The following is a 13,721-nucleotide window of genomic DNA, read 5'->3' on the forward strand; positions in this document are numbered from 1 at the left end:
GACGCTAACTTGCGGTTAAAAAAATGAAAAATTCGCGTTGGGCTGAATGTTAAATAAATTCACTTTTACCAAACCTTACACCTGCTTAGCCCCGAAGCGCAGCGGCATCCATAAGTGAAAGCTATTCGTCATGAACCGCATTTCATGGCAGAAATTTCTCTGGCCTGACGTGACCGGGACGGCGTTTTTTCAGTCAACTCTCAGCACGAAAGGCGAAAGCAGGTGCAAAGCGATTCGCTTATCACTATTCTTGTCGCCAGGGTAGCGCATGGCAGCACTCAGCACGCCAGATACCGTAAAATAATCAATACGTTAATGTAACTACTTCCTTACAGCGAACCGCGCTGGGAACGAAGAATAAAAACATCACGAGGTTTGTATGGAACAACAGCAAGGCGAGGCGCTGAAACGTGGTCTTAAGAACCGCCATATTCAGCTCATCGCGCTGGGTGGAGCAGTAGGAACCGGCCTGTTTCTGGGCAGCGCATCGGTCATTGAATCCGCCGGTCCGGCCGTTATTCTGGGCTATGCCATTGCCGGTTTTATTGCCTTTTTAATCATGCGCCAGCTGGGCGAGATGGTCGTTGAGGAGCCGGTTGCCGGCAGCTTCAGCCACTTCGCCTACAAATACTGGGGCAACTTTGCCGGCTTCGCCTCGGGCTGGAACTACTGGGTACTTTACGTGCTGGTCGCCATGGCAGAGCTCACTGCCGTCGGCAAATATATTCAGTTCTGGTGGCCCGACTTTCCGACCTGGGCCTCGGCAGCCATCTTCTTCGTCATGATTAACGCCATCAACCTGACCAACGTGAAAGTCTTTGGTGAGATGGAGTTCTGGTTCGCCATTATTAAAGTAGTGGCGGTCATTGGCATGATCCTGTTCGGCGGCTGGCTGCTCTTCAGTGGCAACGGCGGCCCACAGGCGACGGTGCGTAACCTCTGGGAACAGGGCGGCTTTTTCCCGCACGGCATTGGCGGTCTGGTGACGGTCATGGCGATCATCATGTTCTCATTCGGTGGGCTGGAGCTGGTGGGGATCACCGCCGCTGAAGCCGATAATCCGGAAGTCAGCATCCCGAAAGCGACCAACCAGGTGCTGTGGCGCATCCTGATTTTCTACATTGGTTCACTGGCGGTGCTGCTGTCACTGATGCCGTGGAGCCGTGTCACCTCTGAAGTCAGCCCGTTTGTCTTTATCTTCCACGAGCTGGGCGATGCCATGGTGGCGAATGCGCTGAACGTGGTGATCCTGACGGCCGCCCTGTCGGTCTACAACAGCTGCGTTTACTGCAACAGCCGTATGCTGTTTGGTCTGGCTCAGCAGGGCAACGCGCCCAAATCGCTGCTGAAAGTTGACCGTCGCGGCGTTCCGGTCTTAACCATTCTGGTTTCTGCGGTCGCCACGGCGCTCTGCGTGCTGATCAACTACCTGATGCCCGGTGAAGCGTTCGGCCTGCTGATGTCACTGGTGGTCTCTGCACTGGTCATCAACTGGGCGATGATCAGCCTGGCGCACCTTAAGTTCCGTCGTAAGAAAGATCAGCAGGGCGTGACCACCCGCTTCAAAGCGCTGCTCTATCCGACCGGTAACTGGATTTGCCTGATCTTCCTGGCGGCAATTCTGGTGCTGATGGCAACCACGCCGGGCATGGCCATCTCTGTCTGGCTGATCCCGGTCTGGCTGGTGATTCTGGCGCTGGGTTACTTTATTAAGAACCAGACGCAGAAAGTCTGATCCCTTCTCTTATCCGGTGCGCCTGCTCAGGCGCACCGGCCACTTTCGTTCTGTTACTATTTTTATTGCTGACGGGTAGTGATAATTTTTTCCTGCTTCTCACCCATTAAAGGAAAAAATAACTATGCGTGAACTCGCACCTTCAGAAATTATGGCCGTCAGCGGATGTGGCCTGATTCAGGATATCACCACCGCCGTCGGCCAGCAGGCCGGTTCGCTTTTGGGCAGCGTGATGGGTTCCCTGATACCGATTCCCTTTCTTAACGGCGTGATCTCCTCGGTGGCCAGTACGCTTTTCAGCACCATTGGTGGCTGGATTGGCAGTCTGCTCGGTGGCCTGGTTGAAGGGCAGAATAACAGCGCAGCTTAACGATTCTCTGCCACCCTGCCCCGCTTAATGTGATGTGAACGGGCCCGCGCCTGCGTGCCAGTTCACATTTTTTTGCGCCCGCCCGTTTTGTCCATCTCTGTGACTCAATACTGCCACGCCGTGAATGACTTAAGCGCTGATAATCATTAGCTTCATGGTTTGCAGGAGAAGCACAATGAAGCCCGCGGCACTCACATTCAAAGAAAAACTGGGTTATGGCATGGGCGATGCCGGATGCAACATGATTGGCGGTGCCATCATGCTGTTCCTCAACTACTTCTATACCGACGTGTTCGGCCTGGCTCCGGCGCTGGTGGGCACGCTGCTGCTCTCGGTCAGGGTGCTGGATGCGGTCACCGACCCGATTATGGGCGCGATTGCCGATCGCACCCAGAGTCGCTGGGGCCGTTTTCGTCCCTGGCTGCTGTGGGTCTCCGTTCCCTACGTGTTGTTCAGCGTACTGATGTTTACCACGCCAGACTGGACCTATCACAACAAGGTGATCTGGGCATTTGTCACCTACTTCCTGATGTCACTGACCTACACCGCCATTAATATTCCTTACTGTTCACTGGGCGGCGTGATTACCAGCGATCCCGGCGAGCGCGTCTCCTGCCAGTCCTACCGCTTTGTTATGGTCGGCATCGCCACGCTGACCCTCTCCCTGTCACTGCTGCCGATGGCGGAGTGGTTTGGCGGCGCGGATAAGGCGCGCGGCTATAAGATGGCGATGGCGGTGCTGGCCACCCTGGGCCTGGCGATGTTTCTCTTCTGCTTTGCTACGGTGCGTGAACGCATCCGCCCTGCCGTTCCCAGCAATGATGACCTGAAAAAAGATCTGCGTGACGTCTGGAAGAATGACCAGTGGGTCCGGATCCTGCTGCTCACCTTCTGCAACGTCTGTCCCGGCTTCATTCGCATGGCAGCGACCATGTACTACGTAACCTGGGTCATGGGTCAGTCAACGCACTTCGCCACCTTGTTTATCAGCCTGGGGGTAATCGGCATGATGGTGGGCAGCACGCTGGCGAAAGTGCTCACCGACCGCTGGTGCAAACTCAAAGTCTTTTTCTGGACCAATATCGCGCTGGCCCTTTTTTCCAGCGGCTTTTACTGGATCGATCCGCACGCCACCCTGATGGTCGTGGTGGCTTATTTTGTGCTGAATATTCTGCATCAGATCCCCTCCCCCCTGCACTGGTCGCTGATGGCCGATGTGGATGACTACGGCGAATGGAAAACCGGTAAACGCATTACCGGCATCAGCTTCTCCGGCAACCTCTTTTTCCTCAAGGTGGGTCTGGCTGTCGCAGGGGCGATGGTCGGTTTTCTGCTCTCAATGTATGGCTACAACGCGGGCGCAAAACAGCAGTCAGCCGAGGCAATTAACGGCATCATGCTGCTGTTTACCGTTATTCCGGGCGTCGGCTACCTGATCACCGCCGGCGTGGTACGGCTGATGAAGGTTGACCGCAAAATGATGCTCACCATCCAGCAGGATCTGGCGCTGCGTCGCGAAAACTTCCACGACTTACACACTGTTCGTCTGCACAACCGTGCTGCCACGCCAACCGGAGATGTAAAATGAGCTCAACCTGGCCGAATCCTTTTATTGAGCAGCGCGCTGACCCGTTTATTCTGCGCCATGAACAGCACTACTATTTTGTCGCCTCAGTACCGGAATATGACCGGCTGGAGATTCGCCGCGCCACCACGCTGGCTGACCTGCGCAGCGCAGAACCGGTGGTAGTCTGGCACAAGCCGGAGAGCGGCCCCTGCAGCGAACTCATCTGGGCACCCGAGCTGCACTATATCGACGGGCTGTGGGTGATCTATTTCGCGGCGGCACCGACGCGCGACATTAAAGAGGGATTATTCCAGCATCGGATGTACGCACTGGTGTGCGAGGCCGACGACCCGCTGCAGGGTGAATGGCAGCCCTGCCGGCGCGTCTTCAGCCAGCTTGACAGCTTTTCACTGGATGCCACCCACTTCGTGCATCAGGGTAAAAACTGGTATCTCTGGGCACAGAAAGATCCCGCCATTCCCGGTAACTCCAACCTCTATCTGGCGGAGCTGCTTAATCCCTGGACACTGAAAGGCACGCCGGTAATGCTGAGCCGGCCTGAATATGAGTGGGAGTGTGCAGGATTTAGCGTGAATGAAGGACCGGCGGTCATTCGTCATGGTGACAGGCTGTTTGTTACCTACTCCGCCAGCGCCACCGATGAGAATTACTGCCTGGGCATGCTGTCGATTGCCGCAGAGGCGGACCCGCTCGATGTGACCGCATGGCAGAAATCGGCGCGGCCGGTGTTTGTGTCCAGCTGGGACAATCATCAGTATGGGCCGGGGCACAACAGTTTTACGCAGGATGAGTCGGGGCGGGACGTGCTGGTCTACCATGCGCGAAACTACACGGAGATTGAGGGCGATCCGTTATGGGACCCGAACCGCCATACCCGACTGAAATATTTCAGCTGGCGCAGCGATGGCACGCCCGATTTTGGCGTGCCCCCTGCTGATCACACCAGCGTGCCATAAATCGTCAGCAGCGCTACGGCCACCACCAGCACCAGTGAGGTCCGTTTCGCCAACGCCACGGCCACCCGTGGCGTTTCAACTTTATCCGTGTGCGGATCGCGGGACAGCGAGAACTGCGCCAGGGTGGTCAGCACCTGATACTGAGAACGGTGACGATCGGTCAGTGAGACAAACCAGGCGGGCAGCGCCTTTTCACCGTGGCCCAGCAGAGCGTAAGCCACCCCCGCCAGCCGGACCGGTATCCAGTCGAGCAGATGCAGAATACCGTCGACCCCCGATTGCGCCCGCGCCATCGGTGTGCCGTGCTTTGCCAGCCAGCCCTGCCAGGCTCGCAGGAAGGCGTAACCCACCAGCAGCACCGGTCCCCAGGGGCCACCCACCACCAGCCAGAACATCGGTGCCAGATAGAAACGGAAGTTTATCCAGATCAGCGCATTCTGCAGCTCGCGCAGAAATTCGCGTTCGCTGCACTCCACCGGCACACCATGAATCAGCGTCAGCTCCGCCGCCATCGCCTGATGCGCCGCATCGTCGTCATGACTGGCCGCCTTCAGATAGTGATGGTAGTGCTGCCGCACTGAACCGGCCCCGATACAGAGCAGCCCGACCACAATCCAGAACAGCAATAGCACCACGCCAAACAGCACGCCTTTCAGCGTCACCAGCACCAGTGCCGTCAGCGCCATCGCCAGCACGGTCATCAGCAGCGTCCGCATCATGGAGAAGTGGCGGCGATGGCGAAAAATCGGCTCCAGCCGGTGTTCAAGCTGCCAGTGCTCGCCCAGTTTAAACAGGCGTTCCCAGCCCAGAACCAACAACAAGGTAAACAACGTCATACTGACCCCGCAAAAATCAGGATTTTTGCTGCGTTAACAGCTCTCTGTAGTACTCCCAGTCAAAAGCAGGACCAGGATCGGTTTTGCGCGCCGGAGCGATGTCACTATGCCCGGTAATACGTGCAGGCGTGACCGGATAGTGCTGCAGCAGCAACTGCGTAACCTGCTGCAAAGCCCGATATTGCGCCCCGGTATAAGGCTCGCTGTCAGTTCCTTCCAGCTCGATGCCAATAGAGAAGTCATTGCAGTTTTCCCGGCCCTCAAACTGCGAAACCCCCGCATGCCAGGCGCGCTTATCAAAGGGGACATACTGCACAATCTCGCCGTCACGGCGAATCAGGCAGTGTGCCGCCACTTTCAGTGCCGCGATATCGGCAAAATAGGGATGCGCATCCGGCGGAAGCGTGCCGGTGAACAGCTTATCGATCCACGGTCCGCCAAACTCTCCCGGCGGCAGGCTGATATTGTGAATCACCAGCAGCGACGGCGCCTCATTGTCAGGTCGTTCATTGCAATGTAATGAGGGCACCTGACGTACGCCGGTCAGCCAGCCCTGTTTGATTTTCATACCGGATTTCCTTGTTCTGCCTGGCTGAGAATAGCATGAATAATAAAGGATTCTTGCCCCTTAGTGTGTCGGCAGCGTGACATTATCTGATTTCCTGTTAAGGATACTAAACAAAATACGGTTTATGGCTGGCACCGCGTGGCAGTTCAGGCTATTGTGACCGCCTCAGACATCCCCTTTTCTGGAGTGTAAGCCTATGTCTTCTCGTGGTTATGATCCCGACAGCCGCCGTCAGGCGCTGATTAAACGCATTGAAAGTGACATCCCGGATGCCGTTGCGCTGGCGTTAAAGGAGGATCTCGGTGGAGAGATCGACGCCGACCGCGATATCACCGCACAGCTGTTACCGGCCGATACCCAGGCCCATGCGCAGGTCATCACCCGCGAAGCCGGTGTTTTCTGTGGTAAACGCTGGGTCGAAGAGGTGTTTATTCAGCTGGGCGCGCACGCCACCCTGAACTGGCACGTCAGTGATGGCGATCCGATCAAGGCTGACCAGCTGCTGTTTGAAATTGAAGGCCCGGCCCGCCTGCTGCTGACCGCCGAGCGGACGGCGCTCAATTTTGTGCAGACGCTCTCCGGCGTGGCGACCGAAGTCAGCCGCTATGTTGCACTGCTGGCAGGCAGCCAGACCCAGCTGCTGGACACGCGCAAAACCCTGCCCGGCCTGCGGACGGCGCTGAAATATGCCGTGCTCTGCGGTGGCGGCAGCAATCACCGGCTCGGCCTCTCTGACGCCTATCTGATCAAAGAGAATCATATTATCGCCAGCGGGTCGATTGCTCAGGCGGTGGAAAGAGCGCAGTGGTTACAGCCAGACGTGCCGGTTGAAGTTGAGGTGGAATCGCTGGAGGAGTTACGCCAGGCGCTGAAGGCCGCCGCTGACATTGTCATGCTGGATAACTTCAGCCTGGAGGAGATGCGGGCCGCCGTCGAACTGAATCAGGGGCGGACGCTGCTGGAAGTTTCTGGCAACGTTACCGAAGCCACCCTGCCGCAGATCGCCCTGACCGGCGTGGACTACGTTTCGGTTGGCGCACTGACCAAACATGTCCGGGCGCTGGATCTCTCGATGCGTTTTCAGCAAAAGTAAACCGCAGCGGCACGGTCAGTGCCGCAGCCTCTGTCCGCGCATTCTGCTGACCCGCCCGCGCGGCCACACGTTTTGCGACCTCGCTTACAGCGCCATTGCTACTGCGCTGTAACGACGCACAATCTTTCGGTGATCCTTTCCAGCCTGAAAACTCGCCACTGTTTTTCACCGCCCCCGCTTTCTACCCTGTCGACTTCTTAATCAGGAGACGATGGAATGAACTATCAACGTGGATTTACGCTGGTTGAACTGATGATTGTGGTCGGCATTGTGGCGATTCTGAGTGCCATCGGCCTGCCCGCCTATCAAAACTATCTGCAGCGCGCCGCGCTCACCGACATGCTGCAAACGATGGTGCCCTATAAAACCGCCGTCGAACTCTGTGCCATGGAGCGCGGCGGCCCGACGCAGTGTCAGGCCGGACAGGCTGGTATCCCTGCTGCGAAAGGATCGCGCTACGTTTCGGCACTGAGCGTCACTAACGGGGTGATTACGCTGACCGGCCAGGAGAGTCTGAATGGCCTGAGCGTTGAAATGGTGCCGATTCATGATGCCACGGATGGCAGCATCAGCTGGCAGCGCAGTTGCACCAGCAGCAGCAACAATCTGCGCGACAATTGCCTGGAACAGTTCCGCTTTGCGGATAAAGGGGCCAGCGATGAATCCGCCTGACGACGCAATAACAGCACTCTGCCAGCGCTATCGCGCGCTGATTTTGCAGCATGATGCCGATCGGTTACGCGTTGCCGTGGCGGAGAGCGTTCCGCCCGGACTCTCTGAAGCGCTTCACTTTGCCAGTCAGTGTCAGATTGACATTGAATGCTGGCCTCAGGCCCGCCTGGATCAACGTCAGCATGCCGACACGGGGCGGGTCGCGCGCGAAGAGACACCCGCTGAATCGGCGATTGAAGCCGCCGAGCTGATTCTGCGCCAGGCGCTGGAACGTCGCGCCTCGGATGTGCATATCGAACCCGGCGCTGAGGGGATGCGGGTGCGGCTGCGTATTGACGGTGTCCTTCACCCGCTCTCTTCCCTGCCTGTGACCCAGCCTGCGGCGCTGCTGGCGCGCCTGAAAATCCTCGGCGGACTGGATATTGCCGAACGCCGGTTGCCCCAGGATGGTCAGTTCAGTCTGGCGATCGCCGGTCAGTCAGCCTCCTTTCGTCTGGCAACGTTACCCGTGTATGGCGGTGAAAAAGCGGTCATCCGGCTGTTGCAGAGTGAAAGTGCGGCGCTGTCACTGGATAAGCTCGGCCTCCCCCCTGCGCAGCTGCGCCTCTTCACGGCGGCGCTGGCCCAGCCGCAGGGGCTGATCCTGGTCACCGGGCCGACCGGCAGCGGCAAGACATTTACCCTCTACAGTGGACTCAGCGCCCTGAACCGGCCAGAAAAAAACCTGTGCAGCGTGGAAGATCCGATTGAGATCCCGCTGTCCGGCATTAATCAGACGCAGATCCATAACCGCAAGGGGCTGGATTTTAACCGTGTGCTGCGGGCGTTACTGAGACAGGATCCGGACGTCATTATGGTCGGAGAGATCCGCGATGCCGAAACGGCAGAGATTGCAGTGAAGGCAGCGCAGACCGGCCATCTGGTGCTTTCAACTCTGCACACCAACTCCACCGCCGAGACGCTGACGCGGCTGCGGCAGATGGGCATCCCCGGTTATCTGCTGGGCCCGGCGCTGAAGCTGATCGTGGCTCAACGCCTGGTCCGGCGCCTCTGCCCCCATTGCCGTCAGCCGGCCCAGGCGGTGGCGCACTACCCCCCAGAAATCTGGCCCGGCACGCTGCAAACCTGGCGGGCGCCCGGTTGCGATCACTGTTTCTCCGGCTACTTTGGCCGGCTGGCGCTGTTTGAACTGCTGCCGATCAATGCCAGGCTACAGAATGCCATTGCTGCTGAGATGCCGCTGGAGAATCTGCTCACTCTGGCAAAACAGCAGGGATTGCGCACCCTGCTGGTTTCCGGTCTGGAAGCCGTAAGCCGGGGCGACACCTCGCTGGAAGAGATGCAGCGGGTCATCGGGCTGGACGATGGCTGATGCAGCGCTGTTCCGCTGGCAGGCGGTAGATAGCCAGGGGCAGTTGCGCAGTGGTCAGCTGCTGGCGGTTGACAGTGAAACCCTGCTGCGGGTGCTGGCGCAGCGCGACCTGCTGCCCGTGAGCTGGAAGCGGGAAAAGGGCTGGCGTCAGTCGGAATGGAAGTGGCAGCAGAAGAGCGATCTGATACGCCAGCTGGCCACCCTGCTCAAAGCCGGTCTGCCGCTGGCAGAGAGTCTGGCGTTGCTGGCAGAGGGGCATCCGCATGCAGGCTGGCGGGCATTGCTGCTCGCCCTGCATTATCGTGTGCTCAGCGGTGCCCCTTTTTCTCAGGCATTACGTGAATGGCCACAGATTTTTCCGGCGCTCTATCCGGCACTGATGGAGGTGGGTGAACTGACCGGTCAGCTCGATGTCTGCTGCGAGGAGCTGGCCCGCCAGCAGATCCGGCAACAGCAGTTAGGTCAGCAGGTGGTGAAAGCATTGCGTTATCCGCTGTTCATCCTGCTGGTGGCCCTCGCTGTCACCTGCGGCATGCTGCTGTTTGTGCTGCCTGAGTTCGTTGCCGTTTATGACGCCTTTGACGCGCCCCTGCCCACCTTTACGGCAGCGGTGATGCAGCTATCAGCCCTGCTTCAGGCATGGGGAGGCGTCCTCGCTTTCGGCGTAACGCTGATACTGGCGATTGTGTTTCAGTTGCGACGACGCTCTGCGGAGTGGCAGCGCCGCGAACAGGCTCTTTTGCTGCGCCTCCCGCTGCTTGCCGGATTATGGCGGGGGATGCAGCTGACGCAGATCTACACCATCCTGACGCTGACGCAGCGTGCCGGGTTGACCCTGTTGCAGGGACTGGCCGCCGCAGAAGTGACGCTCTCTGCCCTGCTCTGGCGGGAGGCCATCGCCGCCCTCCAGCAGCACATTGCTCAGGGTCATCCCCTGCATCAGGCATTGATGCATCATTCGCTGTTCACGCCGTTATGTGGTCAGCTGATTCGGGTCGGCGAAGAGGCGGGAGCACTGGATGTGATGCTGGCGCGTCTGGCGGAGTGGCACGAGGCAGAGACCCGCAAACGTGCTGATACCCTGGCGGCGTCGCTGGAGCCGGTGATGATGGTGGTCATTGGCGCTATCGTCGGCTCGCTGGTAGTCGCGATGTATCTGCCCGTATTCGGTCTGGGTGATGCGATGCATTAAGGGGCGCCGGATGCGCCCCGGACGATTACCGGTTGAATACGCGGTTTTCCTGCTCATTGACCCGGATGAAGGTCGTGCGCTTGGTCAGCTCTTTCAGACGCTCAGCCCCGACGTAGGTGCAGGCGGACCGCAAACCTCCCAGAATATCCCGTGCAGTATCAGCCACCGGGCCACGTAGTGGCAGCTTCACCGTTTTACCTTCGGCAGCCCGATACTGGGCGACACCGCCGACATGACGTTTCATCGCCGATTCAGAACTCATGCCGTAAAACAGCATGAAGCTTTCGCCATTTTCTTCGACGACCTGCCCTTCACACTCATCGTGTGCCGCCAGCATGCCTCCCAGCATCACAAAGTCCGCTCCGCCGCCAAAGGCTTTCGCAATATCGCCTGGCACCGAACAGCCGCCATCACTGACAATCTGTCCACTTAAGCCATGGGCCGCATCGGCACATTCAATGACGGCAGAAAGCTGCGGATAGCCCACGCCGGTTTTCACCCGGGTCGTGCAGACCGACCCCGGACCGATGCCAACCTTAACGATATCCGCGCCCGACAGAATCAGCTCTTCCACCATCTCTCCTGTCACCACATTACCGGCACAGATGGTTTTCGCCGGGAACATCTCACGAGCGCGCTGCAGAAAATCAACAAAATGCTGCGAGTAACCGTTGGCCACGTCGATGCAGATAAACTGCAGATCGTCGGACAGCGCCATAATGGCGACCAGCTTGTTCAGATCGTTTTCAGAGGTGCCGGTTGACACCATCACATGCTTCAGAACCGTGGCGGGGACGCGCTGAATAAACGCCCGCCACTCCTCCACGCTGTAGTGCTTGTGAACGGCGGTGAGAATATCAAAACTGGCCAGCGCCTCAGCCATTAAAAAGGTGCCGACGGTATCCATGTTGGCCGCGATAATCGGGATGCCGCTCCAGCTCAGGCGGGAGTGCCGGAAGGTGAAGCTGCGTTCCAGCTCGACCTGCGAGCGGCTTTGCAGCGTGGAGCGTTTGGGCCGGATTAAGACATCTTTAAAGCCCAGTTTCAGATCTTCTTCAATACGCATAAACAGTGTCCTGGTAGGTGGCAACAACTCGCCGTTCGCGAAATAAGCACGGTTCCAGTGACGTTATATTACGCGCCTCTGGCGACGCGACAAGACTGCGAATTTCACTTTATTTACGCTACAATCCGTAAAATTTATTGCTGCTTTATTGGTGTGATCTGTCGCTCATTTTTGCGTTTTTTGTTCAGATCATTACCCTGAACCTATGTCCATATGAGAAGCCAGGTGAGAAACATGCCCTATACCGTCGCGCTCACAGGAGGAATCGGCAGTGGTAAAAGCACGATAGCCGGAGCCTTTGCTGCGCTTGGTGTGGAAATTATTGATGCTGACCTGATCGCACGCGAAGTGGTCGAGCCGGGCACTCCCGCTCTGCAGGCCATTGAGGCGCGCTTCGGCGCATCGATCGTGACCGGACAGGGAACGCTTGACCGTGCCCGCCTGCGCGAAATTATTTTTCAGCAGCCCGAAGAGAAAAGCTGGTTAAACGCGCTGTTGCACCCGCTGATTAACGCCCGGACGCGACAGCTGATCGCCCAGGCGGCCTCACCTTATGTGCTCTGGGTGGTGCCACTACTGGTAGAAAATCAGTTACAGCACCAGGCTGATCGGGTGCTGGTCGTGGATGTTGATGAGGAGACGCAGTTAGCCCGTACCCGACAGCGCGATGGGCTCTCCCTGGAGCAGGCGCAACGTATTCTTTCCGCACAGGCGACGCGCCAGCAGCGCCTCGCCTGTGCCGACGATATTATTTATAACAGTGGCGAGCCCGATGACGCCTTGCCACAGGTTGCCGGACTTCACCAGCGCTACCTCCGGCTGGCGGCAACGAAACAGGATTAATAACATGAGCACACCCGTTCTGTTTGAACACCCACTGAATGAAAAAATGCGGACCTGGCTACGGGTTGAGTTTTTAATTAATCAGTTAGACGAAACGACCCCGCTGGATAAAACCGTCAATGCACTGACCTTTTTCCGCCTCACCGGCGAGTTGCTCGACATTTTCGAGCGGGGCGATATTCGCACAGAGCTGCTGAAAGAGCTGGAGCGTCAGCAGCAGAAATTACGCGCCTGGGCGGATGTGCCGGGTGTCGATATGACGCGGGTTGATGCCCTGAGCGATAAACTCAAAAGTCAGTCAACCCGGTTGATGAATGCGCCACGGATGGGGCAGCAACTCCGCGAGGATCGTCTCATTGCCCTAGTGCGCCAGCGTCTGAGCATTCCTGGCGGCTGCTGCAGTTTTGATTTGCCGGGTCTGCACATCTGGCTGCATCTGCCACAGGAAGTCCGCGATGCGCAGGTTGAAGCCTGGATGCAGACCCTGGAGCCACTCCATCATGCCCTGGCGATGGTGCTGGATTTGATCCGCCAGTCGGGTTCGTTCCATACGCAAACCAGCCTCAATGGCTTTTATCAGGATAATGCCGAGGATGCCGATCTGCTGCGACTGCAGCTGTCGCTGGACGATGCGCTCTATCCACAGGTGTCCGGCCACAAAAGCCGCTACGCCATTCGTTTTATGCCGCTGGACAGCGAGCGCGGCGAAGTGCCCGCCCGCCTTAACTTCCAGCTGGCCTGTTGTTAGAGGTAACTATGCAGCAAGAAGTCATGACCGTCTCCTGTCCGCAGTGCGGCAAAGAGGTGATCTGGGATGAACTCAGCCCGTTTCGGCCGTTTTGCAGTAAACGCTGTCAGCTTATCGATTTAGGGGAATGGGCTGCCGAAGAGAAACGCATTCCCAGCAGCGATGATATGAACGACAGTGAAAACTGGAGCGAAGAAGATCGCTGACAGAAGGATGGGGCGCACTGCCCCATCTGCTCAGAGCTCGCCGGCGACCAGACGCGCAATCAGTTGATGATTCGCGGCCGGAAATTCGTCGGCGACCAGCGCCTGCTGATCAACCCAACGCTGCGGCTGCCCCTCTTTACCCCACGGCTCTCCCTTCCAGCCTTCGACCAGAAAGAAATGCAGCGTCACGCGCAGATCGTCATAGGTGTGGTCGGCATGACCAATCGGGCGCGCATCGGTCACTTCAATACCGGTTTCTTCGTGGAGTTCTCTGACGAGCCCCTCTTCCGCGCTTTCGCCCGCTTCAATCTTACCGCCGGGAAACTCCCATTTGTTCGCCATGTAAGACGTTGACGCGCGCTGGGCAAGGAAAATTTGTTTACTGGCATTGCGAATGATGCCAACCGCAACCTGCAGGTGCTTCATGGAAACTGTCCGGTCGTAATGAGTGAGGGCTGATTTTAGAACATGCTATA

15 protein-coding genes are annotated in these 13,721 nt (G+C 57.9%); 11 read left to right on the top strand and 4 right to left on the bottom strand.

Going from position 1 to position 13,721, the window contains the following annotated elements:
* Positions 1 to 379: 379 nt before the first annotated feature.
* From aroP to HFD92_RS14150, 4 genes are all read left to right on the top strand, one after another.
* Positions 380 to 1,735, top strand: coding sequence for an aromatic amino acid transporter AroP (aroP, locus tag HFD92_RS14135; protein ID WP_167429135.1), 1,356 nt, complete (start codon positions 380 to 382; stop codon positions 1,733 to 1,735).
* Positions 1,736 to 1,859: 124 nt separating this feature from the next.
* Complete coding sequence (locus tag HFD92_RS14140) at positions 1,860 to 2,105, top strand: hypothetical protein (RefSeq protein WP_009092098.1); 246 nt, start codon at positions 1,860 to 1,862, stop codon at positions 2,103 to 2,105.
* Between the two features lie 175 nt (positions 2,106 to 2,280).
* Entirely contained in the window at positions 2,281 to 3,693 is a 1,413-nt protein-coding gene (locus HFD92_RS14145) for a glycoside-pentoside-hexuronide (GPH):cation symporter (RefSeq protein ID WP_167429136.1), read from the top strand.
* On the top strand, positions 3,690 to 4,649 hold the full coding sequence (locus HFD92_RS14150; RefSeq protein ID WP_167429137.1) for a family 43 glycosylhydrolase: 960 nt from the start codon (positions 3,690 to 3,692) through the stop codon (positions 4,647 to 4,649). The genes HFD92_RS14145 and HFD92_RS14150 overlap by 4 nt, the downstream gene beginning before the upstream one ends.
* Here the strand turns inward: HFD92_RS14150 and ampE are convergent.
* Together ampE and ampD are read right to left on the bottom strand one after the other, a co-directional pair.
* Positions 4,631 to 5,485: a beta-lactamase regulator AmpE gene (ampE, locus tag HFD92_RS14155; RefSeq protein WP_058957895.1), complete on the bottom strand. Its 855-nt coding sequence runs from the start codon at positions 5,483 to 5,485 to the stop codon at positions 4,631 to 4,633. The genes HFD92_RS14150 and ampE overlap by 19 nt on opposite strands.
* 16 nt (positions 5,486 to 5,501) lie before the next feature.
* Positions 5,502 to 6,053 (bottom strand): 1,6-anhydro-N-acetylmuramyl-L-alanine amidase AmpD, encoded by a 552-nt coding sequence (ampD, locus tag HFD92_RS14160; protein WP_009092102.1) that lies wholly within the window; start codon positions 6,051 to 6,053, stop codon positions 5,502 to 5,504.
* Positions 6,054 to 6,249: 196 nt separating this feature from the next.
* On the opposite strand from ampD, the gene nadC reads away from it, so the two are divergent.
* From nadC to hofC, 4 genes are all read left to right on the top strand, one after another.
* The gene (gene nadC / locus HFD92_RS14165; RefSeq protein WP_167429138.1) at positions 6,250 to 7,146 is read left to right on the top strand and encodes a carboxylating nicotinate-nucleotide diphosphorylase; all 897 of its coding nucleotides are present in this window, start codon (positions 6,250 to 6,252) and stop codon (positions 7,144 to 7,146) included.
* 216 nt (positions 7,147 to 7,362) lie between these two features.
* Positions 7,363 to 7,818 (top strand): prepilin peptidase-dependent pilin, encoded by a 456-nt coding sequence (ppdD, locus tag HFD92_RS14170; RefSeq protein ID WP_046101220.1) that lies wholly within the window; start codon positions 7,363 to 7,365, stop codon positions 7,816 to 7,818.
* The gene (gene gspE / locus HFD92_RS14175; protein ID WP_167429139.1) at positions 7,805 to 9,190 is read left to right on the top strand and encodes a type II secretion system protein GspE; all 1,386 of its coding nucleotides are present in this window, start codon (positions 7,805 to 7,807) and stop codon (positions 9,188 to 9,190) included. Before ppdD ends, gspE begins: the two co-directional genes overlap by 14 nt.
* Positions 9,183 to 10,382, top strand: a complete 1,200-nt coding sequence (hofC, locus tag HFD92_RS14180) for a protein transport protein HofC (RefSeq protein ID WP_167429140.1) — start codon at positions 9,183 to 9,185, stop codon at positions 10,380 to 10,382. Before gspE ends, hofC begins: the two co-directional genes overlap by 8 nt.
* Positions 10,383 to 10,407: 25 nt before the next feature.
* On the opposite strand, the gene HFD92_RS14185 is transcribed toward hofC, so the two are convergent.
* On the bottom strand, positions 10,408 to 11,448 hold the full coding sequence (locus HFD92_RS14185; protein ID WP_167429141.1) for a GMP reductase: 1,041 nt from the start codon (positions 11,446 to 11,448) through the stop codon (positions 10,408 to 10,410).
* Between the two features lie 234 nt (positions 11,449 to 11,682).
* Here HFD92_RS14185 and coaE point away from each other — a divergent pair, with 234 nt between their 5' ends.
* From coaE to yacG, 3 genes are read left to right on the top strand one after another with little or no spacing between them, the layout of a single operon-like run.
* Complete coding sequence (gene coaE, locus HFD92_RS14190; RefSeq protein WP_167429142.1) at positions 11,683 to 12,291, top strand: dephospho-CoA kinase; 609 nt, start codon at positions 11,683 to 11,685, stop codon at positions 12,289 to 12,291.
* 4 nt (positions 12,292 to 12,295) lie between these two features.
* A complete protein-coding gene (gene zapD, locus HFD92_RS14195) occupies positions 12,296 to 13,039 on the top strand; it encodes a cell division protein ZapD (protein WP_009092116.1) in 744 nt (247 codons plus the stop codon).
* Between the two features lie 8 nt (positions 13,040 to 13,047).
* Complete coding sequence (gene yacG, locus HFD92_RS14200) at positions 13,048 to 13,245, top strand: DNA gyrase inhibitor YacG (RefSeq protein ID WP_009092117.1); 198 nt, start codon at positions 13,048 to 13,050, stop codon at positions 13,243 to 13,245.
* Positions 13,246 to 13,275: 30 nt separating this feature from the next.
* On the opposite strand, the gene mutT is transcribed toward yacG, so the two are convergent.
* Positions 13,276 to 13,671 (bottom strand): 8-oxo-dGTP diphosphatase MutT, encoded by a 396-nt coding sequence (gene mutT, locus HFD92_RS14205; RefSeq protein ID WP_009092119.1) that lies wholly within the window; start codon positions 13,669 to 13,671, stop codon positions 13,276 to 13,278.
* Between the last annotated feature and the right edge of the window lie 50 nt (positions 13,672 to 13,721).

Origin of the sequence: Pantoea sp. EKM101V, assembly GCF_011800325.1 — a bacterium.
GTDB classification, from domain to species: Bacteria; Pseudomonadota; Gammaproteobacteria; order Enterobacterales; family Enterobacteriaceae; genus Pantoea; species Pantoea anthophila.

What these genes read in the sequence shown, in the direction of transcription:
- aroP (WP_167429135.1), top strand. Translation starts at nt 380, where the DNA reads ATGGAACAACAGCAAGGCGAGGCGCTGAAACGTGGTCTTAAGAACCGC.
- HFD92_RS14140 (WP_009092098.1), top strand. Translation starts at nt 1,860, where the DNA reads ATGCGTGAACTCGCACCTTCAGAAATTATGGCCGTCAGCGGATGTGGC.
- HFD92_RS14145 (WP_167429136.1), top strand. Translation starts at nt 2,281, where the DNA reads ATGAAGCCCGCGGCACTCACATTCAAAGAAAAACTGGGTTATGGCATG.
- HFD92_RS14150 (WP_167429137.1), top strand. Translation starts at nt 3,690, where the DNA reads ATGAGCTCAACCTGGCCGAATCCTTTTATTGAGCAGCGCGCTGACCCG.
- ampE (WP_058957895.1), bottom strand. Translation starts at nt 5,485, where the DNA reads ATGACGTTGTTTACCTTGTTGTTGGTTCTGGGCTGGGAACGCCTGTTT.
- ampD (WP_009092102.1), bottom strand. Translation starts at nt 6,053, where the DNA reads ATGAAAATCAAACAGGGCTGGCTGACCGGCGTACGTCAGGTGCCCTCA.
- nadC (WP_167429138.1), top strand. Translation starts at nt 6,250, where the DNA reads ATGTCTTCTCGTGGTTATGATCCCGACAGCCGCCGTCAGGCGCTGATT.
- ppdD (WP_046101220.1), top strand. Translation starts at nt 7,363, where the DNA reads ATGAACTATCAACGTGGATTTACGCTGGTTGAACTGATGATTGTGGTC.
- gspE (WP_167429139.1), top strand. Translation starts at nt 7,805, where the DNA reads ATGAATCCGCCTGACGACGCAATAACAGCACTCTGCCAGCGCTATCGC.
- hofC (WP_167429140.1), top strand. Translation starts at nt 9,183, where the DNA reads ATGGCTGATGCAGCGCTGTTCCGCTGGCAGGCGGTAGATAGCCAGGGG.
- HFD92_RS14185 (WP_167429141.1), bottom strand. Translation starts at nt 11,448, where the DNA reads ATGCGTATTGAAGAAGATCTGAAACTGGGCTTTAAAGATGTCTTAATC.
- coaE (WP_167429142.1), top strand. Translation starts at nt 11,683, where the DNA reads ATGCCCTATACCGTCGCGCTCACAGGAGGAATCGGCAGTGGTAAAAGC.
- zapD (WP_009092116.1), top strand. Translation starts at nt 12,296, where the DNA reads ATGAGCACACCCGTTCTGTTTGAACACCCACTGAATGAAAAAATGCGG.
- yacG (WP_009092117.1), top strand. Translation starts at nt 13,048, where the DNA reads ATGCAGCAAGAAGTCATGACCGTCTCCTGTCCGCAGTGCGGCAAAGAG.
- mutT (WP_009092119.1), bottom strand. Translation starts at nt 13,671, where the DNA reads ATGAAGCACCTGCAGGTTGCGGTTGGCATCATTCGCAATGCCAGTAAA.